The organism is Flagellimonas aurea (genome assembly GCF_017313785.1).
In the GTDB taxonomy this organism is placed as follows: domain Bacteria; phylum Bacteroidota; class Bacteroidia; order Flavobacteriales; family Flavobacteriaceae; genus Flagellimonas; species Flagellimonas aurea.
Map to the genome: position 1 here is coordinate 55,671 of NZ_JAFLNL010000012.1, position 21,189 is coordinate 76,859.

At 44.7% G+C, this 21,189-nt stretch carries 18 protein-coding genes; all 18 read right to left on the bottom strand.

The window, feature by feature from the left end; all coding sequences use genetic code 11:
• Nucleotides 1-23: 23 nt before the first annotated feature.
• Nucleotides 24-2,162, bottom strand: coding sequence for an OmpA family protein (locus J0656_RS17235; RefSeq protein ID WP_207036174.1), 2,139 nt, complete (start codon nucleotides 2,160-2,162; stop codon nucleotides 24-26).
• Between the two features lie 2 nt (nucleotides 2,163-2,164).
• Entirely contained in the window at nucleotides 2,165-3,103 is a 939-nt protein-coding gene (locus tag J0656_RS17240) for a PorP/SprF family type IX secretion system membrane protein (RefSeq protein ID WP_207036176.1), read from the bottom strand.
• 23 nt (nucleotides 3,104-3,126) lie between these two features.
• A complete protein-coding gene (locus J0656_RS17245; protein WP_207036179.1) occupies nucleotides 3,127-6,003 on the bottom strand; it encodes a T9SS type B sorting domain-containing protein in 2,877 nt (958 codons plus the stop codon).
• Nucleotides 6,004-6,828: 825 nt separating this feature from the next.
• Nucleotides 6,829-7,731 (bottom strand): hypothetical protein, encoded by a 903-nt coding sequence (locus J0656_RS17250; protein ID WP_207036181.1) that lies wholly within the window; start codon nucleotides 7,729-7,731, stop codon nucleotides 6,829-6,831.
• 362 nt (nucleotides 7,732-8,093) lie between these two features.
• The gene (locus J0656_RS17255; protein ID WP_207036183.1) at nucleotides 8,094-8,591 is read right to left on the bottom strand and encodes a hypothetical protein; all 498 of its coding nucleotides are present in this window, start codon (nucleotides 8,589-8,591) and stop codon (nucleotides 8,094-8,096) included.
• On the bottom strand, nucleotides 8,588-9,553 hold the full coding sequence (locus J0656_RS17260; protein WP_207036185.1) for a hypothetical protein: 966 nt from the start codon (nucleotides 9,551-9,553) through the stop codon (nucleotides 8,588-8,590). Before J0656_RS17260 ends, J0656_RS17255 begins: the two co-directional genes overlap by 4 nt.
• Nucleotides 9,537-10,061 (bottom strand): hypothetical protein, encoded by a 525-nt coding sequence (locus J0656_RS17265; protein WP_207036187.1) that lies wholly within the window; start codon nucleotides 10,059-10,061, stop codon nucleotides 9,537-9,539. The genes J0656_RS17260 and J0656_RS17265 overlap by 17 nt, the downstream gene beginning before the upstream one ends.
• Nucleotides 10,062-11,249, bottom strand: a complete 1,188-nt coding sequence (locus tag J0656_RS17270; protein ID WP_207036188.1) for a hypothetical protein — start codon at nucleotides 11,247-11,249, stop codon at nucleotides 10,062-10,064.
• Nucleotides 11,249-13,141, bottom strand: a complete 1,893-nt coding sequence (locus tag J0656_RS17275; protein ID WP_207036190.1) for a type II secretion system protein GspD — start codon at nucleotides 13,139-13,141, stop codon at nucleotides 11,249-11,251. The genes J0656_RS17270 and J0656_RS17275 overlap by 1 nt, the downstream gene beginning before the upstream one ends.
• A gap of 1 nt (nucleotide 13,142) precedes the next feature.
• On the bottom strand, nucleotides 13,143-14,549 hold the full coding sequence (locus J0656_RS17280) for a GspE/PulE family protein (RefSeq protein ID WP_207036192.1): 1,407 nt from the start codon (nucleotides 14,547-14,549) through the stop codon (nucleotides 13,143-13,145).
• A 21-nt stretch (nucleotides 14,550-14,570) separates the two neighbouring features.
• Nucleotides 14,571-15,041, bottom strand: coding sequence for a hypothetical protein (locus tag J0656_RS17285; protein WP_207036193.1), 471 nt, complete (start codon nucleotides 15,039-15,041; stop codon nucleotides 14,571-14,573).
• Between the two features lie 5 nt (nucleotides 15,042-15,046).
• A complete protein-coding gene (locus tag J0656_RS17290; RefSeq protein WP_225604577.1) occupies nucleotides 15,047-15,460 on the bottom strand; it encodes a type II secretion system protein in 414 nt (137 codons plus the stop codon).
• A 26-nt stretch (nucleotides 15,461-15,486) separates the two neighbouring features.
• Nucleotides 15,487-16,620, bottom strand: coding sequence for a type II secretion system F family protein (locus tag J0656_RS17295; RefSeq protein WP_207036195.1), 1,134 nt, complete (start codon nucleotides 16,618-16,620; stop codon nucleotides 15,487-15,489).
• The gene (locus tag J0656_RS17300; RefSeq protein ID WP_207036197.1) at nucleotides 16,610-17,104 is read right to left on the bottom strand and encodes a PulJ/GspJ family protein; all 495 of its coding nucleotides are present in this window, start codon (nucleotides 17,102-17,104) and stop codon (nucleotides 16,610-16,612) included. The genes J0656_RS17295 and J0656_RS17300 overlap by 11 nt, the downstream gene beginning before the upstream one ends.
• Nucleotides 17,088-17,429, bottom strand: coding sequence for a hypothetical protein (locus tag J0656_RS17305; RefSeq protein ID WP_207036199.1), 342 nt, complete (start codon nucleotides 17,427-17,429; stop codon nucleotides 17,088-17,090). Before J0656_RS17305 ends, J0656_RS17300 begins: the two co-directional genes overlap by 17 nt.
• Entirely contained in the window at nucleotides 17,407-18,624 is a 1,218-nt protein-coding gene (locus tag J0656_RS17310; protein ID WP_207036201.1) for a hypothetical protein, read from the bottom strand. Before J0656_RS17310 ends, J0656_RS17305 begins: the two co-directional genes overlap by 23 nt.
• Nucleotides 18,617-19,462 (bottom strand): toxin-antitoxin system YwqK family antitoxin, encoded by an 846-nt coding sequence (locus tag J0656_RS17315; protein ID WP_207036203.1) that lies wholly within the window; start codon nucleotides 19,460-19,462, stop codon nucleotides 18,617-18,619. The genes J0656_RS17310 and J0656_RS17315 overlap by 8 nt, the downstream gene beginning before the upstream one ends.
• Before the next feature lie 47 nt (nucleotides 19,463-19,509).
• Nucleotides 19,510-20,958: a hypothetical protein gene (locus J0656_RS17320; RefSeq protein WP_207036205.1), complete on the bottom strand. Its 1,449-nt coding sequence runs from the start codon at nucleotides 20,956-20,958 to the stop codon at nucleotides 19,510-19,512.
• Nucleotides 20,959-21,189: the final 231 nt, after the last annotated feature.

Sequence of the window (21,189 nt, forward strand, 5' to 3'; positions counted from 1 at the left end):
CAACACCCTTGGGTCATCATCTTTTACTCCCACTTTATGATGACAAGCTCGCACCGTCTGTTCCATTCATGATCTTCCTCGCTACAGCTATCCTCGGGCTCACATATCACAATCGGACTTGTCTCCCCATAACCTTTGGCAATTATCCTATGTTCGGCAATACCGCTTTTGACCAGAAAATCCTTGGCCACATCGGCACGTTTTTGCGATAGGTCCCTATTATATTCGGCATTCCCGCGGATGTCGGTATGCGTTCCTATCTCAAGGACTATTCCAGGGTAGGCCTTCATGATCTCGATAACCTTGCCCAAACGCTCACGGGATTCCCTTCTGAGGTACCAAAGACTGTAATCAAAGTGGATTTCGGGAGTTTTAATAATGATACGGTCATTCTCTTTGACGATGGACTCTTCTCGTTCGATGGTCTCTTCAATGTCTTGTTGACGCTCCATATCCGCTTTTTTCCGGGCAATTGCTGCCTTTTCCTCCAATTCTTTTTCTTTCTGGATCCGTTCTTGTTCGGCCATTTTTTCTTCCCTCGCTTTTCGCTCCGCTTCGGCCTTTGCAGCTTTCTCGGCCTCTTCTTGCTTTTCCCGTAGGATCAAGGCATTCTGTCTTTCCCGCTCTTGAACCGAAAATAGGGTTAAGGAACCATTGTTGACCGCATTCCGCTCTTTGTCCGTCCGGATTATCTTAAAATTGTCCTCGAAACCTTTCTTCTCGGCTTCGATACGGTATTCGGTGGAGCATTCGGTCATAAACTCGAAGAAGGCGTTCTGGTCCGTGATCAAACTTTCAACAATATTTCCTTGGGCATCCAAAAGTCGGATATCGGCATGGGCCAAAGGCAATTTGGTGTTCTTATCGGTTAGTGTACCGGCGATGTACTGCCTACAACTCTCGATGAGCAAGGGTTTGGTTTCGGTAAAGGAATATATATCATCACTTCCTTTTCCTCCAGGACGGTTCGATGCAAAATACCCGGTTTTGCCACTACCCTCCAATGATAGGGAAAAATCGTCATAACCACTGTTGACGGGAAGCCCCAGATTGTCTGGTTTTTCAAAAATACCGTCCCCCCTCTTTGCCAGAAAAATATCCAAGAGACCATAACCTGGGTGACCGTTCGAGGAAAAATAAAGATTACCGGCCTCATCCAAAAATGGAAATTGTTCTTTTTTGTCCGTATTGATATCCTCCCCCAGGTTGATCGGATTCCCGTAGGTCCCATCGTTATGGATGGCCACCGAATATATATCGAACGATCCAAAGCCCCCATCACGATCAGAGGCAAAATAAAGTTGGGTCCCATCAGCATTAAGAGCAGGGTGTTCAGTGGAAAACCCATCCCCGTTAAAAGGAAGCTCCCTGATATGAGTCCATGACCCATCCACCCGTTCCGCGCTATAAATTTTGAGGTTTTTGATTTTTTCAGACTCGGTTCCCTTCCTACCGTTTCTGGTAAAATAGAGGGTTTTTCTATCCTTGGTAATGGCGAAGGTGCCCTCGTGTTTCCTTTTGGTATTAATGGTCTTGGAGAGATCGGTGCTAAGGCTATCACCCATATTCAGCCCGTCAAAAGGATGGACATAAATATCAAGATACTTCTGGTTGTTCCACCGGAACGTTTTTCCTGTGTGCTTCCTTGTGGCACTGTACACCAGCATCGAGTCCACTTTAACTGCACCAAATTCGGAAGTCGGGGTATTGATGTCCAGGTTGCTGATCGTGAACCGCTCCCCAATGGCCCTTACGTTTTCCAAATAGGTTATTTCCGTTTTTAATTGATCTACCTTGTCGGCTCCATAGTGTTGGGCATAAAAATCCAGCAACACTTGGTTTGCCCTATCATAGTCCCCAATGGCCTTTAATGATTGGTTCAGTTTAAAATAATAGCTTTCATCCATACGGGATCCATAATTGGAAGCCAAGTAGGTGTACCATCTTGCGGCAGCTTCCATATCAAAGGTACTGTAGTAGCAGTCCGCAAGATTTTTAATGAGTTCCGGGCTCTTATGGCGTTCCAACAACTGCTCGTACAATGGAATGGCATCACTATAAAACGTTCTTTCAAAATACAGGTTGGCACGTTTAAGCCCGTCTTGTGCAAAAATACCTTGCGAGATACCCAAAACAAATATGATGAACAGTAGTTTTTTCATGTCTAGTAAAATCTTGGGGATTTGTCGTACCCTTTTCCCAGCCCCAAAAGGTCCAGGTCAAAAAGAACAAAGATTTCATGTGAACCGGAGCTATAGTTGCCAAGGTTGGAGAGGGTATGATCATAGGCATAACCGATACGCAGGGCCGGTAAAACCGATAGGTTGAACATGCCGCTCACGGCATCTTCCAAGCGATAGGAAAGACCTCCCTCGAACCGATCGTTGAACAACAGGTTCAAAGACACATCCACCGTAGGCAGTGTACCCTGTACCACTTTCGCCATTGCCGAAGGTTTTATCTTTAGATCGGGATTCAATTCATATACATAACCGGAGGTTAGAAAAACATGTATGGCCTCGGATCCGATCCGATGGATACCATCCTTATTTTCAATATGTTTCGATGTCAATAGGTTCGGAGCGGAAATCCCTGCATAGAAATTGTCCCTGTGGTAAAAGGCCCCTATACCCACATTGGGGAAAGTGTTGTTCAAATTTTCGTCAAAGGCAATATCCTCCTGAAATTCCGGAAGCACAAAACCATTGAAATTGGTTTCGAAGGTAGTGATGCCCCCTTTAAGACCTAAGGACAGATTACTATTTTCATCCAATTTAAGGATATAGGCGAAATCCATATAAATGTTGTTTTCCTTGAGAACGCCGTCCCCAATATTATCGGTGATCAGTGATATGCCCATCTCTACTTTCCGGCTTAAGGGTGCATGTGCAAAAAAGGTCAGGGTCTTGGGTGCACCAACGGCATTTTTCCATTGTGATCGATAGAGCGAACCAAAATTCAACATACCAGGCTCATTGGTGGTATATGCAGGGTTTACAACGCTCATGTTGTACATATACTGTGTATACTGGGGGTCTTGTTGCCCCTTCGCCGCAGCATGGACCAATAGTAGAAGAATAAGATATGGTTGAATTTTTTTCATGGTCTTTTTATATCGACAGATGGTTATCGGTTGAGGTATAATCTGCCCTGGATAGGTCCATAACCTTCTTTATGGTAATCGATGATGTAGAAATAAACACCGTTCGGGGCCATCCCGGACCGGTTCCTGCCATCCCATGCGGGAGTACTTTTATCACCTTTGAAAAGAGTGGTGCCATAACGGTTTAGGATCTCCAAAGTGAAATTTGGAAAAATGACCTCGATATTGGGAACAAAAAAAGTGTCGTTGCGGCCATCCCCATTGGGCGAAAACCCATCGGGAACAAAGAAACCGTAATCTTCGGGATCGCAATGGGACAGGTCGACGGTCACCATGGCCCTTTCAGGGTTCGTGCAGCCGGTGTCGGGGTCGAAGCTTTCCGCAAAATAGACCATACCATCCACGAGCAAATCCGTATCGGCCAAAGGTGTTCCATTTTCCGGGGCATCATACCAAACAATGTTATATGGGGTGTCCTCTATCGCCCCTACTAGATTCGCCACCGTAGGATGTTCTAGCCCGCACAATGCCAAGGTAGGATATTCCGCTATGGCAGGTTCAAGATGATAGATTGTTGGGACCACCTCTACCCGACCTACACCGTAGCACTGTCCATTGGAAGTGGCCGCAAAGTAGCTTTTATTGTCGATGAGCAATGTAGTACCCTCCATAGGGGTTCCCCCTAAAGCCGTTTCGAACCATACGATATCCCCCGTGCTGTTGACACTGGTATTCAAATCGGTGATCATTGGATTTTCGGAACCGCAGAAGGTCGGGTTCATACCCATAACAGTAGGTGGTTCGAGATCGGACAGGGCCACAACGACTTGAATCCGGTCGGAACCCTCACAATTGTTGTCGGGGTCCATACTTGATATGAAATAATCCTCGCCATCGACAAGTGGGGTGTCCAAAGGCAAAATATCCATATCGGTCGCGGTCGCATAGAACAAGAGTTGGCCATTGGCCGACACCTCAATATCGGCCAACATGGGCGTGTTAGGGGCGAACATGCCAAGACAAAAGGTCTGTAATGCATCTGCCGTAGGGGTTTGGGGTATGCCTTCAACGGCAAAGTTTTCACTCAATTCAAAATCAAAGTCAATCCTGCACGGGGTCGTATCGTTCTGGGTACTACCGACCGTAACGGTATAGTTGCCTTGGGGCAGAGTCGCCAAGTCTATTTGGTAATCCGCCATACCTCCTGCAAAATTGATGGTATTGTCGATCAGAACAGCATGGGTCTCCTGCGAAATCACTTCGTAGCTGACCACGTAGCCTCCATCGGCCAACAATGGGGCATCCACCATGACATCGATTCGGGTGGCATCGCATGAATTGTCCACGATAAGGTCAAGGTCAATGGCAGAAGGTATTGGGGTTATGGTGACCGTATCGGTAATAACACAATCCAATGTAAGTCCGCTGGCCACTTCAAAACCAATGGTGTGATTCCCGGTCTCACTGATCTGATCGGCCGGTAGGGTCAAGGCGGCGTTTCCGGAATCGAAAGCAACGGCGTTCATCGTGAACGTGTTGGTGGTTCCACTGGGCGCCAATATGGTATAGGTAACATCATAATCGCCATTGGTCCTATCGAAGGAGGCATCAAAAATATTCGTCAATGAAACCGTGATATCCTCACCTTCACAGGTATCGATCACATCGGCCATAGGGTCGCTAACGATAAAGCTTATGGGGTCTACCTGTATATCGGGGCAGACTTCCTCCCCTAATGAAGTAATGTTCAATACGGTGACCTCGTTCAAGTTGGTGAGGTCTGCATCGATATTAAAAGATCCGGTTCCGTCATTTCCAAGGACCAAGGTACTGGTACTTTCCCTTGTAATTCCCCCTGAGGTCAGTGCGTATGAGATGTCATATGTCCCACTTTGGATCAGGGTATCATCGTAATCCGCGATGTTGACCGTGTATTCGGAGGATCCGTTACAATAATTGACGGCTTCCATGGTGGCCTGGAATGTCGGTAAAATTACGATGTTGACCGTTGTTCGCTCTACAGAACATACGGCATGGGCCGGAAATACCGTATAGGTAAAGGAGAATGTGCCCATCGTGTTTTGGTCACGTATGGCCTGTACATCTATTTCATGATCGGTCAGATCTTCCAATTGATCGGTATTCGGCCCTTCGGACCAAGTGCCGTTCATATCCTCACCGGCCAGCAGACCATCCAGGTCAAAATTGGTCAGGCCCGAAAGATCATCGGTGGTACAAACGATCAGGTCTGTCCCGACACCTGAGTTTGCCGGCCGCTGTACCTCCAATATCAACCGAACCTGTCGGCTGGGGCATGTATCCACTTCGGGCACGGTATGTGTAAATTCATAAACGCCGACACCGGCGGCTTGGGCATTGAAAATATTACCTGACAAATGGCCCGCGGCCGATGGGGTAACGGCTTCCCATAGCCCATTGAAATCTTGGATCTTACCTTGGGTATCGTCCCCAATAAAGCTATGTAGGTTTACCGCAGGATCGTCACCACAGGCATCGGCACTGCCATCCACATTGTCCTCACCGGGATAACCCCCCAAATTGATAGTGACAACGGCCGATTCATTACAGTCAGGGTTGGTATAGGTAAACTCATGAACTCCCGAATTCTTGACCTCCCAAAGGTTAACAATGCCGTTCACCTGGTCCAATGCAAAAAAATTGGCAGGGTCGGTAGTAGACCAAGTCCCCCCAGGTGCTGGTGATCCACCAAGGTTTGAGAACAAATCAAAATTTTGTGTGCCCGGGTCTTGGTCCTTGTTACAGACCGTAACCGTATTATCGGTTCCCGCACATTGCGCCGAAAGATTATGGGAAAGCCCTAACAGACATGCAAACAGTATCCAAAACAAGATGGGCTTGGACATTTTTTTGAAGGTCATTTTAACTTTTTTGAAAACTGTGTCATCATGATTTTTATGGTCTAAATGTAACTTAAATGGTGGCTTCGCTGAAAATTATGTTGTGAACGGCTTCAAATGTAGGGTAAATTTTACACAACACCCGGATAACTTCTTTCAATACAAATACAGTAGAAGAGGAGGTTTGTCAAGAATTTTGGCCCTGTTGCCATTCGATTGAATCAATCCCATATTCAGGAACAAAAAAATAGCGTAAAGTTTACCGAAATCATTTTTGTGCTTATAGATGATTCTTATATATGGGTATGTTCAATCCAGAAGATAAAACACACAGTAAATAACAAACTGTTTATATAGACCATTGTCTAAATCTTTATAAATATAAGGAGTCATGAGCCTTTTCCTTGAATTACTCGGCTGGATCGGCTTCCTTTGTTATCTTTTTCCTATTACAACCTTATCACGGGCAAATGGAATTCCCATCAACCTGTTTATCATTGGTATAAAATTGTGGGGGGCTCTTTGTGGCAAATGCAGCATTCTATGCTCCTTGGGCCGTACGCTTTATCAACCTGGCTCGGGTTTGAATGCCTGCTTTGGGCTGTATAGATTCATAAAGCACTAAAATGAATCATACAATATAGTTGCCCATCCCCTATAAATTCAGAGCACAGTTGAAGCGCAACACAATCTTCCATTATTTCTCCATCGTCAACTTGGATGGGTTTACACAAACCTAAACGACATTCAAATCGGTCCATCCAGCGGTAAACCCAAAGGTTTCCACACCATTATTTAGTCCTAAGTAAAATCTGACCAGTTATCTAGTTTTCATAAACCGATAATTCAATCTTTTTGGTCAAGCAATTCTTGAAGTGCCTCGATTTGATTTTGCTGCCTTAACAATACGTCTTGTTGTTGAAACAAGTAAAGGGTCAGTTCTTCAACTTTTTCAAGTAAAAGCTTGTCCATGTCCCCCAAGCTAAGCCCTTCGGCCCTGACCTCTTCCGCCGAAGGGACTTTAGGCAAGTGACCATGTTTTCTGATGTATTCTTTGAGTTCACTCAAGGATAATAGGTCATAGTAATCCAGAAATACATAATCCGGCCAACTGCCATTTAATTGAACCTGTACTTCTTCCGCAATCAATTTACCATTGACCGCCATTTTAAAACCACTAGGAACCACTGTTGTCCCAATGGCAACCTCACCGGAATAGTGGGCAGTGCCATTGTCCTCATCCCATATGGAACCATACGGAATATTAATAAATGTTATGGTAAAAACATCCGTGCCCTGGAGCGTGCCATTTAGAATATAATCCACCTCAAAGGTATATGTTCCCTTAACAGGTTGCCATATTTCATAATCCCCGCTGATATCCACGAAGGCAGCATATGGGGCAACCCCTTCGCTTTGGGAATGTATAACCGACCCTTGATAACTTACCTCAAAAACTACCTGGTCTACAGTATAGCTGTTCACAGCTTGTAGGTTCAAGCTCCCAATATCCGCCAAATTCCAGATCATACCATCATTGATTTGCACCAATACCGTGTCCATTTCGGCATCAATGAGGTTGTATGTACCCTCGGTCATTTGACCAATTGACATCATGGGCAAACAAAATAGCCCGATATAAAATGTAATTCTAAGTTCCCTGCCAGTTCCAAACACGAACCTGAAACCCTTGAACAACTTTAAGGAACAAGGTCGACATCCCCCGACTTTATGACTGTTACGATTCATTATCAGTAGCTTTATATGAAACATTCATGATTTTGTAAGAAAATACATCTAAATATAAATGTTTTATCCTAAAGGTGTCCTGTTCTTCCCAGATTTTCGTTGAACAACGAAACATATGAAATATTAGGTATTGTAACATGGCCTGCAATGGTAGTAAAACATAATTTATACGGGTTCCCCAGTACAGATTAATTAACCAAAGGGCCATAACCTTAAATGGCTAAAGATTGTTCCATTACGACCAGTTCTACATCCCACCCCATTTTCTCCCGAACTTGAGATAATCACATAATGTTCTCTAAAACGAGTATTACCTCTGGTTGGGCTTGGAGTCTGACTATTGGGAAGACCAGCCATCCATTTTATTTGGCAATGACCTTACGGCTTCCGTCTCTTTTTAGGACAACGGAGTCCTTATATACTTTCATCACCTGAATACTTTCAACTGTCGTTTTTTCCCTTATCCTATGAAGTTTACCGTCAATTTTGATCAACGCCATTTTTTCCGATCTGGAATCTGCTTGCAGGTATCCGTAATATTGCAATTTGGGCCATTGGGTCTTTGATGCTTTGGCCACCTTGGGAGCAGTGTTTTTTTGGACCCGGGGTCTGGTTACTTTATCGGTTACCTTCAGTTTTCTCTCCGACCGGTACTCTAAAAAAGGATCTCGATCCAACACGAGCAATTTAAAGGTATCCTTTTCAAAATAAGGGATCTTTGCAGGAGTGGCATTTTCCACAAGATTGCGGACACCTTCGGATTCCTTTCCCCATATGGAAAAAGCCCTCTTGAGCACAAAGACCCAGATGACCAACACCCCCAATAACAGCACCTTGTTCATTATTTTCCTCTGTTTCATTCTACCGTGATGGTTTTAACGACACTATACTGACCTATGTTGCCCGCCTGGTCTTCCATACGGACCCTCCAAAAATATTCTCCGGGGTTCGAAAACTCATGCTGCCTTTCCCCGCTTCCGCCCGCAACCGTATATGTTTGTAGTATGGCAGAAAAGTCCTCTTCCGTTGCAATCTCCAACAAACTTTGTAACGGGGACTGCACCGCACCGATATCTTCTGGCGAACCCCAGGAAAAATCCACGATGGTACCTACTGTCTCTGCATCGTTGGGAGAAATCAAGGATGGCTGGTTGGGCACTTGGGTATCCAACAAAATCGTTCGATTCGAGAAAGGGGTCTCACTGGTCTCATTTACCCCCTTGACCGACCATTTAAAGGCTGCATCCCCATCAAGTGTATTGGCATCCAAAGTGAAGGAGGTACTGACAAGTTCATCCTGTTGCAAGGTCACCGAACTATTTCCTCCGATGGTCTTGGTTACTTGAAGACTATAGGATTCGGCTGCCTCCAATACAGACCAATTGAGAATAATAGTATTGTTTCTAGTATAAAAATTATCTGATGGGGTGCTTAGAAAAACATTTTGTACGGAAAGGTCATTACTGGACTCGACCAAGAAACCTTCCGGAAAAGTATAACTTGTAGTGTAGGCGAAATTTTCGCCACGGACGCGCCATTCAAATTCTCCCGAAGGAAATGGTACGCTCAACGATGTTTTCCCCACCAATGAATCCAATGTCATCTCCGATGTGTTGGATCGCGATACTTGAACCCTGTAGTTATCCGCCCCTTCCAGACCATTCCACATAAAAGTCACGGTATTTCCAGAAATCACCTCATCTTGGGTAGGGGTTATGATAGTTATAATATCATCCGAAATATCCTCCTCAAAAATATCGTCGCAGGATGTGCATACCAAAACAGCAGCCAAACCAACCAATAGATTACTTATTCTTTTCATAGTTCTGAAATATTAGAAGGACCTTTAGTTCCTTAGTTCTTTTATTGAAGTTTTTCTCCGTAAAGTATTGGATACCCACCAGAGAGGAGACATCAAAACTTTTTTCATATGCGTACACCACCTGGGATAGGGAGGAATAGTCTCCTTGTAGTATGAGTTGATTGGTAACCACATCAAAACCTTTGGTCTGCGAAAAGTGGGTTTCCTTGAGCTCTGCTATGCTTACATCATCATAATTGGTGGCGAAATCCAAAATGGATTGCTGTGCCACGCCGGGATCAACATGTTGCTTCCCGATGACGCGATCATAGCGTTCCAACTGTCGCTGCAGGTCCATAGACCCCTGCCCGGACATTCGCATAAACTCCAACTGCCCACGTACCTCTTGCAATTGTTGGTAGGCTTGTGCGGTCACCTTGAAGGATCTTTTATTCGCAGTAATCAGCAAGAGCACCAACACGATGGAAAGCGCTATCAACTTTTGTTTATATGAATACCTTTCAAACATCTAATCGATTTCTAGTTTAAGGGAAAATGTTTCTTTATCCCCATCAATCCGGTTCAAACGCATGATCTCGATCTTCGCGACCCAGGGAAATGTCATCAGTTGCTTTACCCATTGGTTCACATAATAACTGTTGTTGGTTTCCCCTGATACCAAAATCATATTGGATTGTAGGGAAACCGGCTCATTGGACTTTACTTTTTTATCCAGGGGATTGACCTCAACATGGTTCAACAGCACACCTGATGGTGTTGTCCCTATAAGTTCGTTCAAGTAGAAGGATAGGAAGTTCTTATTGGACACCCCCGAGTTTTCAGCGATAAAGCGCTTGTTGGCTAAATCTTCCTCCATTTTTTTAATCTGGGCATAATTGTCGGTAAAGTGATAGAGCTGTTCTTCACACCTTACATATTCTTTATTGAAATAGAGTAGCAACAGATAACTGCCCAAAAGGGCTGACATAAAAGCAACAAGTCCGCTAACGGCCAACAGCTCAAAAATCTTTTTGCGTTTATATTCCCTCTTATCGCCCCATAACATCCCTTTTTCATATTCGATACGTTCGGAAGGATGCAAATAGTTGAGTACGGCGGCCAACCATACCAATTCACCGCCTTTTACCTTGTCGTTGCCCAGCGTATAGGTTCCTTCCCCTGCATCATTGGATAGCATCTCAAATTTCACAAGGCTTCCATTGGAGAAGGAAAGTTCACCATGTTGGGTCCGTATCTTGTCTTCTTCAATGATTCCCGAGCACTCCCCTACCACAAAGGGACCTATGCTATAATCCACAAGATGGTATCCGGCCCCTCGCAATTGTCCAATATGCTGATCGACAACTTCCTTCCTGCAAATGGACACAAAGTTGTGCTCATTGCCGTGGAGTACATAGCTGTAAAAATCTTCCGGCCGAGCGTTAAAAAGTACCTGTTTTAAGTATTCACCTTGGGCCTTGACCATTCGATTGATGACGCCTTTGTTGGAAAAATTTAGAATCACCGGAATCTTTTTAGGAATAGCATTTTGGACCTCCAGGAAATTGCTACACTCAAAGGTTCTGGACAATCGAAGTTCTCCGCTCTCTTTGCGAACGAAGCCGATATGGAATCGCACTGGATTTCCGAGAACAACGCCTATGACCGCAAATTCCTTCGCATCAAGAAGATTGATATTTTTGATTTGTGCCAACATCAATAGACAACTGTAGGTTTTATAAATACATGGAGCTTGGATTTGCTATTGCTCTTTCTTCTACTACTGAAAAACCATTTCAGCACAGGTATTTTTGACAACCCTGGGGTTCCCGTGCCCGAGTTTTGTTTATCCAGTTCGTCCAATCCCCCCAAGAGTATCATCTCGCCGTTAAGACAGCGAACCATGGATTCGAACTGCTGAGTTGCTTTGCCAGGAGGAGCGTTCTCCCCTTGTCTTCCCAAGAAGGTGCTGCGTTCGACAATAATGTTCAATGTAATCTGTTCATCCTTGGATACAAATGGTCGTATGTTCACACTGAGGTTGGCATCCGTTGACTTCCATTGGCCCGATTGGAGGACATCATTGCCCAGACCACTATTGATCAAGCGATTGTTCTGTTCAAAATAGTAACTGGTCTCCCCTATGGACAGTTTGGCATCATGCCCGTTCAATGTGGATATTTTTGGTGTGGATTTGAGGTTGATCACCGAATTGTTCTCCAAGGCCCTTAGGTTGAGATAAAAATTTTCCGTGACCTTCCCCAAATTAAATATTCCAAAACCGTTAAAAGCATCAATCAAGGAATTCACCGAAGTACTGTTGGCCTGCACATCCGTAGTGGGGAAAAGAACACCCGAGGTAGTTCGGGGCTCACTGTCCAGACCTGCCTGTATGCCTGTCTGTACCTCACTGGATTTTTGATACTGTACGATAAGCACCTCTATCAAGATCATAGGGACCACCACATCGATTTCCTTTACATATTCCTTGATTTCCAATATTCTGGGTCGCGATCCGGAAACAACAAAGCCGTTCAGCTCCAGAAACTCCTTGATCTCAATATTTTCCAACAAATCTTGAGGGAGGGTCTCCAATACCGTCTCAATGGTCCGGTTTTCCAGTTGTATCAATTCCGTACTCCGCAGTCCTTCTACATTTTGGTCCCCGATCAGGTAAAAATCCCCCGACTTTTTATAGGTAAATACCTTCCCTTTGAACGCATGGTCCAAAAGATCATCAAAAGTCATCATTTCTGATACCAGGGTAGTGGTCAAACCATCGGGGCGATTGTACATAAAATAGTTGATATGGAGCTGCTCGGCCACTTCGGCGATCAGGGCCGTGATATCGGCATCGAATGCCTTAATGCTCAAAAAGCCATTTTCCTGAACTTTCACTTCGGCAGAGGACTCGAGACTGGCCAGTGACACTATCCCTTTTCCCTTGCTTTTTGGGGATAAGGCATTGTTTTCCATATCCAATGCCTTTTCCAAATAATAAAATCCATTATCATCAATGGTCAGTACCATCTGATTAGATCTGGCCATCATTTCCACAACTTGGGCAAAGGGCCTGTTCAATATATAAGCGGAGACCTTTTTGTCCCGAAGCGAAGGACCGATCACCAAGTTTCTCCCCGAAACATCCGTGATTTTTTGGGCCACGTTTTCCAATGCCTCATTGGACAGTTTGACGGACAAAAAATCATTTTCTTCATTGTAGGACACCTCTATTTCCTTTGGCTTGGGAGGTTCTACAACAGGCCTTTCCTCTTGTTTCTTGGTAAACACGATAATTTCATTGACAATTTCGACATCGACCCTGTACTTGTTGGCAATGAACATAAATACATCCTTCACAGGAATCTCAAAGAAACTGCTCTCGACCATATTGGTAAGGTCAGCATCCGCACTAAGGTTGATTTTGTGTTCCAGGGCAACCGAATTCAAAAACTCATAAATAGTAAGTCCCGAGATGTCGATGGTGATGGTTTCCTGCAGTTCGGGATGATCGTTTGCATAGGCATTGAGCAAGGCCTCGGTCTCCGTTTGGGAGTGACCATGGAAGGCCCAGATGAATATCGTTAGGTATACCAAGTATCTTTTCATATTATGTTCTGATTAAAAGCGAATATATTTCCTCAATGGAAGTGCGCCCGTCTGCCAATAGGTCGAAAGCTTTCTGTGAAAGCGTAGCGTAGTCATAATGGATATGCTCCTTCAAATTTTGGGGATGTTCCTTGATGGCATGGGCGATTTCCGGTGTAATGGGCAACACCTCGTAAATGGCCACCCTACCCTTGTATCCCGTATAGTAACAATCAGGGCAGCCGCTGGGTGCACAATAGCCCAAAAGCGGACTTGGGAGACGATAGTCCATGGGAAAGTCCTTACGGTCAAATGGGATTTCCGTTTTACAGGAATCACATAATTTCCGCAATAAGCGCTGGGCAATCGAAGCGTTCAGGGTCTCTGCAATATAAAAAGCGGGAACCCCCATATCCACTAATCTTGAAATGGTCCCAATGGCCGAGTTGGTGTGGATCGTGGAAAGCACCAAATGTCCTGTCAAAGATGCCCTAATGGCCATTTGGGCCGTTTCCGCATCCCTGATTTCCCCTAACATGATGATATCTGGATCTTGTCGCAAAAAGGATCGTAGGGCACTGGTGAACCCCAGGCCGATATCCTCTTTTAGCTGTACTTGATTGATTCCCCTCAAGGTATATTCGATGGGATCTTCAACCGTGACTATATTTCTTTTGCTATCGTTGAGGACCTTTAGTGTGGCATATAAAGTTGTCGTTTTTCCAGAACCGGTGGGACCGCTGATCAACACCATCCCATTGGACTGTCTTATGGCCTCGGTATAGATGTCATATTGGTCTTCCTCAAAGCCGACCTCTTCCAAGTTCAGGTGTGCCGTATCCTTCCCCAATAAGCGCATTACGGTCTTTTCTCCGTGCAAGGTGGGTAAAATGGATACCCTTATATCGAACTCCCCAAAATGTATCCTACCATCTTGAGGCAACCGTTTTTCCGTAATGTCCAGATTTGCCTCTATTTTAATTTTATTGATGAGCTCTAGATAGGATTCCTTTGGCACCTTATATTTTTCTATAAGCAGTCCGTCGATCCGAAAACGTATCCGGGCATCTTCCTCATAGGCTTCAAAATGGATATCACTGCTTCCGATCGACTTGGCCTCCAAGATCAGGTCCTCCAAAAAGCCACGTTGGGCCGTAATTCTACCCCCGGGGGATTTCAATGCGATATCCTCCTTTCTGTAGTACTCAAACAGTGCCTTGTTCAACACTTCCTTGGCCACCTCACAAAACATGACCTTCTTGCCCAAGTAAAGCTGAAGTTCCTCCAAGATGGCATCCGTGGGCCTTCCGATTTCTATGAAAAGTTCCAAAGCATCCGCGGAGTCATTTTTGGGTACGATGCGGTAATGGTGGGCCAAATCGGCATTAATGATCTGCCTTAGTTCTACACCTATTTCGATATGTTCCAAAGGTTCCAAGTTTAGTATAGCCTAGGTTAGAAAATAATCGTCCGTGAGGCCCTCCATGATCTTGTTCCCGATAAGGAACAAGGAAAGAAAGCCTGCCAAGGGAACCGTCCTGTATCGGGGATAGATCGTTCGCATGAGCAAAAAAAGAAGCAGTGAAAAAATCATGCCCATTACAAAATACTTGATATAGCCCCTGAACGAGAACAACGGTAGGACCCCGATCAAAAACAGCACATCCCCCCACCCTATCATCTTGTCGATCGGATTGACAAAGGCCCTTTGCTTAAAAGAAAAATATAGGGTCACCACGATGAAATTCAATAGCAGGAACCCCAAGGACCACAACCAGTCCCTGTAGGCAATACTTCCCCAATTCAAGCTCAGGGACAAACCGAAGATCAACAACGGGAGCACGACATGGATCATCCTCATTTTTAAATCCTGATAGACCACCAAGGCCAGAGCGACCATTAATACTATTTGCAGCACCATCCCGATCAATCTTTAACCGATTCCACCAACAACTTGTTCTGATCGATCTCCCAGGTATTGAAATTCCCGTCACCATCAAAATCCGAAAGGGATACCGCCCGTGCCTTAAAGGAATTTACCGAGGCCTCGATAATCTCTATCCGATAGATGGCCTGTCCCCCTTCGTTGATCGTAGGGGCGTGCTCGAAGCCCAAGGCCTCCAGATCATTGGAATATTTGGAAAAGCGGTAAAAATGGCTCTTTTGCAGGCCATACAAATGATTGAGCATACTTTGCGCCTCTATAGCCTTGGCCTGAGCAATGACCGAGGTTTGGTTGGGAAGCACCAATAAGATCAATATCCCTATAATGCACAGGACCACCAAAAGTTCCGACATGGAGTAGGCTTTGGCCCAAAGGGTTTTGGACGATATTTTCATTATATTATGTTTTGGTTTCATTCTTATCATTGTTGTAATATTTTGCTTAAATCGAACATGGGCGAATACATGGCGATAAGGACCACCCCAACAATGGATCCGATGATCACAATGATCAAGGGCTCCACCACCACCCCTATCATTTTGGTTTGGTGCTGGGTTTCCTCTTCGTACTGTAGGGCCAATCGCTCGAACATCTCATCCAAGGTGTTGACACGCTCCGCAACACTGACCATGGAAATCATCTTAAAATCATATACCGGATGTTTGGAAAGAGCCGTTGACAACTGTTCTCCCTTGGACACATCTGCTTTGACCCTTTCCAAACTGGATTCAAATGGATAAAACCCTATCATTTTATGCACCAGTTCAAGGGAGGTGATCAGGGGTGTCTTCGCTCCCAACAAAAGGCTCATCGATTGGCAAAAACGGGTCGTATAGACCTGATGTACCAATTTTCCCAAAAAGGGAACCTTTAACAGGGCCTTGGCGCGGAAGGCTTTATAGGCAACGTTCCTTCGATACAGGTAATGGAGGGCCAACAAAACCGTGAAGGTTAGCAAGGAGGCCACCATGATCCCAGTGAAATTTTCCGATAGCACAATAACTTTTTTGGTCAATGCGGGCAGTTCCTTTCCAAATTGCCGGAATACGGATGAGAACATGGGCACCACATATTGCAGCATAAAATAGAGCACTCCCAAGGTCAACATCAAGACAAAGGAAGGGTAAGTAAATACAGAGATCATTTGTCTTTTGGTCTTTACCTTTCTATCGAAGAATTGGCTCAATTCATTGAGCACCTTACCAAGCTTCCGTGTTTCTTCGCCTATTTTGATACTGTAGTACTCATAAGGTGAAAACTTCCCGGAATCTTTGAAGGCCGCATAGAGCGATTTTCCTTTGATCACCTGCTTGGTAATATCTGCAATAAATTCCTGGTGTACCTTTTTCTTTTGCTGATTTTTCAAAATGTCCAGCGCCTGTCTAAAGTCCACTCCTGAATTCAATAAAGTGGCAAACTCCTTATAGAACTCCACTTTGTTCTTATTGGAAAATCCCTTATTGAGTTCCAATTCCAATAGTTTGGTTACTTTTCCCTCTTTTTTTACAGCCGTTTTTGGCCTACTGGATCGATATGTGGATATATCAACGCCCATGGCCATACATTTTATTGATTTGGTCTGCAATCGGGGTTTCCATCACCTCGGTCATCGTAATGGGTATCCCTCCCAGTTCGGTCTCCAATCTGAGCCTCGTGCCCCATTGATTTTCTTCCCAATGAAATGCGGTAATTCCGATAGCAAAGGTATCCCGCAGCACATCCGTCCGCTCCCGCACTACCCTATGGGCAAAAAAGTGATACTCATGCGTCCTTCCTTCCTTAAAACCAAGTTTTATCACATTGTCTTCCATAGCCTCTATCTCATGGGCATGGAATAGATCGGAAGCCAGTATACTTTTGAACTGATTGTACTCCATCTGCTCCTGTGCATAATCCCTATAGGCATACAATTGCTGGTTCAGCTGTACATAAATGGCATACATCATTCCCATGATCAGGGAACTGACCACCATGGCGATCAAAAGTTCTTGGACCGTAAAGGCCTTTCGATATATCTTGTCACTATTGCAGTACCACATATTCATATATTTTTTCATCATTGGGCAAACGCACGGTAAACTTGATATGATACGCTTCGACCCCTTCCATTTTCGACACCTCTTTCTGGATGGTATATGTGGGAAAGGTAAAATCCTCATGCTCCGGAAACCGTGTTCCTTTATCTGACCATAACAGTTCCTTGACCTTTTGTTCGGCCTCATAGAAGGGCAAGGCCCTATCACTCTGTAGAACATTCACATAAATCACCAGTGCAATTCCTAGACAGACTGCTACAATGACCATTGCCATAATGGATTCCACCAAAGAGGCGGCCTTTATGTTATAGTTTTTTGATGATGCCATACGATCCTATTATATTGTCGTCTATCATAGTCCCCAGAAAACCAGGGTCCAAAGCTTTTTGGTCCACACGGCCATCTTCAATGTAATTTTCATAGGATGAAGCCTCGGTCTTCAGATAAAAGTCATGGGTAAACAGGGAACCGATCACCTGTCCTTTAAGCTCTGTGCTCCCCTCACAATACACTTCTCCTATGACCTCAGCATCTTTTCCTATGGTTATCCGGTTAACCCCGGGTTTACCCCCGACAGTGCCCACCAGAGCGACCTTGCCCAACACCTTGCTCCCGGATTCCAAATAAATCAATGATTCTTCGGGCTCCTCGAAATTGAGATATAGACTTGAAGGATATTCAAGGACCGCACCCTCTTGCAATATGATCTTTTGGGAAGCGGTCACTTGGACGCTGCCCACAAATCCTTTTTGAAAAACCACGATGGGCGCATGGATGACGATATCCTCCAATCGATTGTCCCTATGTATAAAGATGGAGTCCATGGCCTTGAGGACCACTTTTCCCTCCAATTCCCTTTCCAATAGTTCATTTTCCCTAAGATTTAGATACAGTGGAGCATTCCCGAATGCGTTATAGACTTTCTCTCCCTTTTTCAGTTCCTCGACAAAAGCGACCGTATCGGTAAGCCGCGCCGGAACTACAAAACCTGCCTTAGGTTTGGGCAGTTTATGGGTTGAATGCCATTGGGCACCCTCCAAAAAGGTAAAGGAACTAAAGGATTGGGAAGTGATATACCCTTTCTTGATTCCTTTTTGGGGCACATAGGCATCCCCTATGATCTTGGCCTTGCCCACCATCTGCAAAGGTTTTTCGCTATCCGCTAGGTATAGGGCCGGCCGCTCTTTATATTTTTGTCCGATAAGAACACTTCTTGAAACCGTATCCTGTTTTAGCGTGGAACGGACCTGAAGGACATGGTACAGCCCCCAAGGATGGGTTGTTGCCCTCGAAACGATACCATTATCGAAAAGATCGATATCATCGGAATCCCCGATGCTTGTAGGCCCCTTTGCCAAAAAATAGTTGATGGCCGATCGGTTGTTGGCCAAAAGTTCGGTCCGCATTTCCATTTGCAGGGCAAATAAGTTGGAATACTGACTGATCAGCAATAAGGCCGAGCAGCAGATACCAACGACCACACAGATCAAGATTGCATAATATATCGAACTGGCCTTAATCATTTTCCTTGGGCTTTTTACGTTTTCCTTGAAACAGGCGCTTGAAGAAACCGGGCTTTTTTGGCTCCTTTTTTGATGGTTTCGCATTCTGTTGCTCGATCATCCGCTGTCGTGCCTTGGGACTAACCCTTCCATTGGCCTTTTTTTTCTGGAACAAGCGATGGAAAAAGCCTTGCTTTTCCGCAGTTTCCCTGTTATCTACTTCCTCGTTTTCCTTGTTCTTTTTGGTGAAGATGCGTTTGACCCATGAGTCCCTTTTGGCAAGGGAATCATTGCCGGTGGTGTCGATGGGGACCAGACGGCCCCGCTTATACCGGAGGGTATCCCCATGGGCATGGTCCACCCATTCTCCTACTTTGTTGCCCCTCCTATATTTTCCGTGCTCCAAAGCACTGCCCAAACTATCCCATTGCAAGAATTTTCCGTGCTCCCTTCCCTGCTTCCATCTGGACTTCGAGGCCAAATTGCCGTTGGGGTACCAAGTGGTCCACAGCCCCTCCCTAAGGCCTTTTGTATAGGTGCCCTTTTCGGCCAGTTGATTGTTCGGATAATATCTGATGTAGTCTCCATCCAACAATTCCCCGGCATAATTGTCCTGGGAACTGTGCACACTACGGGTCTTGTACCAATAATAGGTACGTTTTGTTTTTGGAACGGGAGTTCGATCCGTGACATGGACGATCTCTCGAAAGCCATCTTCATTGATCACCTTTCTATTTAGGGACATTTCAGGAGCCTGTCCCCGTAGATTCAGCGGCACCCATATCAAAAGTACTCCCAGGGCGAAGATTGCCCAAGGATTGTGAATACGCCAAAAGTCTTTTATAGGAATTAGATGCATAGGTAGGTTGTTGTAGGATTTGGGATGACGTTACTATGATCTTGTGTTCATATCTTGAATTTTTGGAAGGTGATGACATTTCCCTTTTTGGAACTACTGATCGTATTGAACCCGGATGGGGTATATATTCCTTTGAACAAATATTCACCTGTAGCATTGAGCTGTTTCAAATAATCTTGAAACGACCGATCATAAAGGGCTGTATAAATTATCGAACGCTCCAATTTTAAGTTTTTATAAGCATCCGTTTTTATTTCATATTCCGCGGAGAGTCCATTGTAGTGTCTGGATTGACTATAGAATCCATAGCGCTTGTATCTTTCTTCGGCCACCACAGCTCCCGTATCCTTGTCCAACACATAGAAGTCACAATAGTTTGTGCCTTTGGTGGAATTGACGGACACCCCAATAAAGGGCTGGTAAACATCAAATGACAGATACCTGTTGGCACTATTGATATAATGGAGGCTGGTATCCTCCAGGGTATGTTGCTTTTGCCAAAGGAGATTTCCCTTCATGTCGAACTTTTTGATCAGAATTCCCGAATCACCCCGTTTTGGTTTGATACCGGCGTAGATATAAACCGTATGATCATAAGGGTCGAATTTAATATGTCCCTTCGCATTGTCAGTGGCAAAGCTGTAGTTGTCCGTATCCGTGGAACCGACAGTATTTCCCAGGCCGTATCGTTTGACGACCGTGGTCGAGGTAAAACTGCCGTTTTCCAGGTTTGCGATGGCAAACTTATCGTTCGCCGGATCCAGTACTTCAATAGGAAGGTCATGGGTTTCGATGGGCTTTCCTTGATAGGAGAACCGAACCAGCTTGTATGTTCTGGTTGTATCATTACCTTCCACGACAAAGGAAGCCCAAAAACCGGAGTCGTCATGATCCAACACCCTGGTGGCCGAACTGTTCCAATAGCAGTTTTCCGGCGTTTCTATCGAATGGACCTCAATCCCTTCGGAGCCCAATACTTTTTTGACCAAATAATCCGATGCTGAAAAGGTCGATGATTGTGATACCAGGGTTCCTTCACTGAAAAATTTTGTCTTTTTCCCTGTAATTTCCTTCCCGATGATAAAGTAGGCCCCATCGGTCAAAAGTTCATGGTATACCGAATAATCCTTTTCGGATATACCATTGAGCTCCAAAACCCCATCTGAGACCAGCTCCCATTGGCCCGCCTTCGGCTGGTATGTAAAATATGCCCCGGACTCCGATGTGGAATCAAAGTTGGATAGATCGACCTTGTCATCCAAAACTAACGTTCTGGAGGTTTTAAAATCATCGTTCCAAACGCTGTAACGCGTCTTGTAATCTTCCTTATGGGCCCGCTCCAAGATATAAAAGTTACCGGTTTCCGTATATCCCGAATAGGTGATGGAATGGTTTTCATCGAGAACAATCTCTTTTGACTTCACTTGTGCTCCCATATGGGAATTCAAAAAAAGTGATAGGCAAAAAATCTGAAATAGCTTTTTTGACTTGTTCAAGGTTAGTGTTTTTGTATTATTTATCCTACTTTTTTCAAAGAAATATAAACATACCACTATTGATGCAACAAGTGAAAAACATGTTGTCAAAATGCATTTTCTGTATATGAGCGAAGTGTATTACAAAGGATGCTCGCCTTTATGAAAACCAAACCTTGGAAATCGCCCGTAATCCAATACTTGTTTATCCAATGGATACAACATAGATTTCTGATTCCAAGAACCAAAATG

Excerpts from the sequence above, each read along its gene's own strand:
- J0656_RS17255 (WP_207036183.1), bottom strand. The coding sequence starts at position 8,591 with ATGAAACAGAGGAAAATAATGAACAAGGTGCTGTTATTGGGGGTGTTG.
- J0656_RS17275 (WP_207036190.1), bottom strand. The coding sequence starts at position 13,141 with ATGAAAAGATACTTGGTATACCTAACGATATTCATCTGGGCCTTCCAT.
- J0656_RS17305 (WP_207036199.1), bottom strand. The coding sequence starts at position 17,429 with ATGGCATCATCAAAAAACTATAACATAAAGGCCGCCTCTTTGGTGGAA.
- J0656_RS17270 (WP_207036188.1), bottom strand. The coding sequence starts at position 11,249 with ATGTTGGCACAAATCAAAAATATCAATCTTCTTGATGCGAAGGAATTT.
- J0656_RS17285 (WP_207036193.1), bottom strand. The coding sequence starts at position 15,041 with ATGGTGCTGCAAATAGTATTAATGGTCGCTCTGGCCTTGGTGGTCTAT.
- J0656_RS17315 (WP_207036203.1), bottom strand. The coding sequence starts at position 19,462 with ATGCATCTAATTCCTATAAAAGACTTTTGGCGTATTCACAATCCTTGG.
- J0656_RS17295 (WP_207036195.1), bottom strand. The coding sequence starts at position 16,620 with ATGGGCGTTGATATATCCACATATCGATCCAGTAGGCCAAAAACGGCT.
- J0656_RS17300 (WP_207036197.1), bottom strand. The coding sequence starts at position 17,104 with ATGTGGTACTGCAATAGTGACAAGATATATCGAAAGGCCTTTACGGTC.
- J0656_RS17235 (WP_207036174.1), bottom strand. The coding sequence starts at position 2,162 with ATGAAAAAACTACTGTTCATCATATTTGTTTTGGGTATCTCGCAAGGT.
- J0656_RS17265 (WP_207036187.1), bottom strand. The coding sequence starts at position 10,061 with ATGTTTGAAAGGTATTCATATAAACAAAAGTTGATAGCGCTTTCCATC.
- J0656_RS17290 (WP_225604577.1), bottom strand. The coding sequence starts at position 15,460 with ATGAAAATATCGTCCAAAACCCTTTGGGCCAAAGCCTACTCCATGTCG.
- J0656_RS17245 (WP_207036179.1), bottom strand. The coding sequence starts at position 6,003 with ATGACCTTCAAAAAAATGTCCAAGCCCATCTTGTTTTGGATACTGTTT.
- J0656_RS17250 (WP_207036181.1), bottom strand. The coding sequence starts at position 7,731 with ATGAATCGTAACAGTCATAAAGTCGGGGGATGTCGACCTTGTTCCTTA.
- J0656_RS17310 (WP_207036201.1), bottom strand. The coding sequence starts at position 18,624 with ATGATTAAGGCCAGTTCGATATATTATGCAATCTTGATCTGTGTGGTC.
- J0656_RS17260 (WP_207036185.1), bottom strand. The coding sequence starts at position 9,553 with ATGAAAAGAATAAGTAATCTATTGGTTGGTTTGGCTGCTGTTTTGGTA.
- J0656_RS17240 (WP_207036176.1), bottom strand. The coding sequence starts at position 3,103 with ATGAAAAAAATTCAACCATATCTTATTCTTCTACTATTGGTCCATGCT.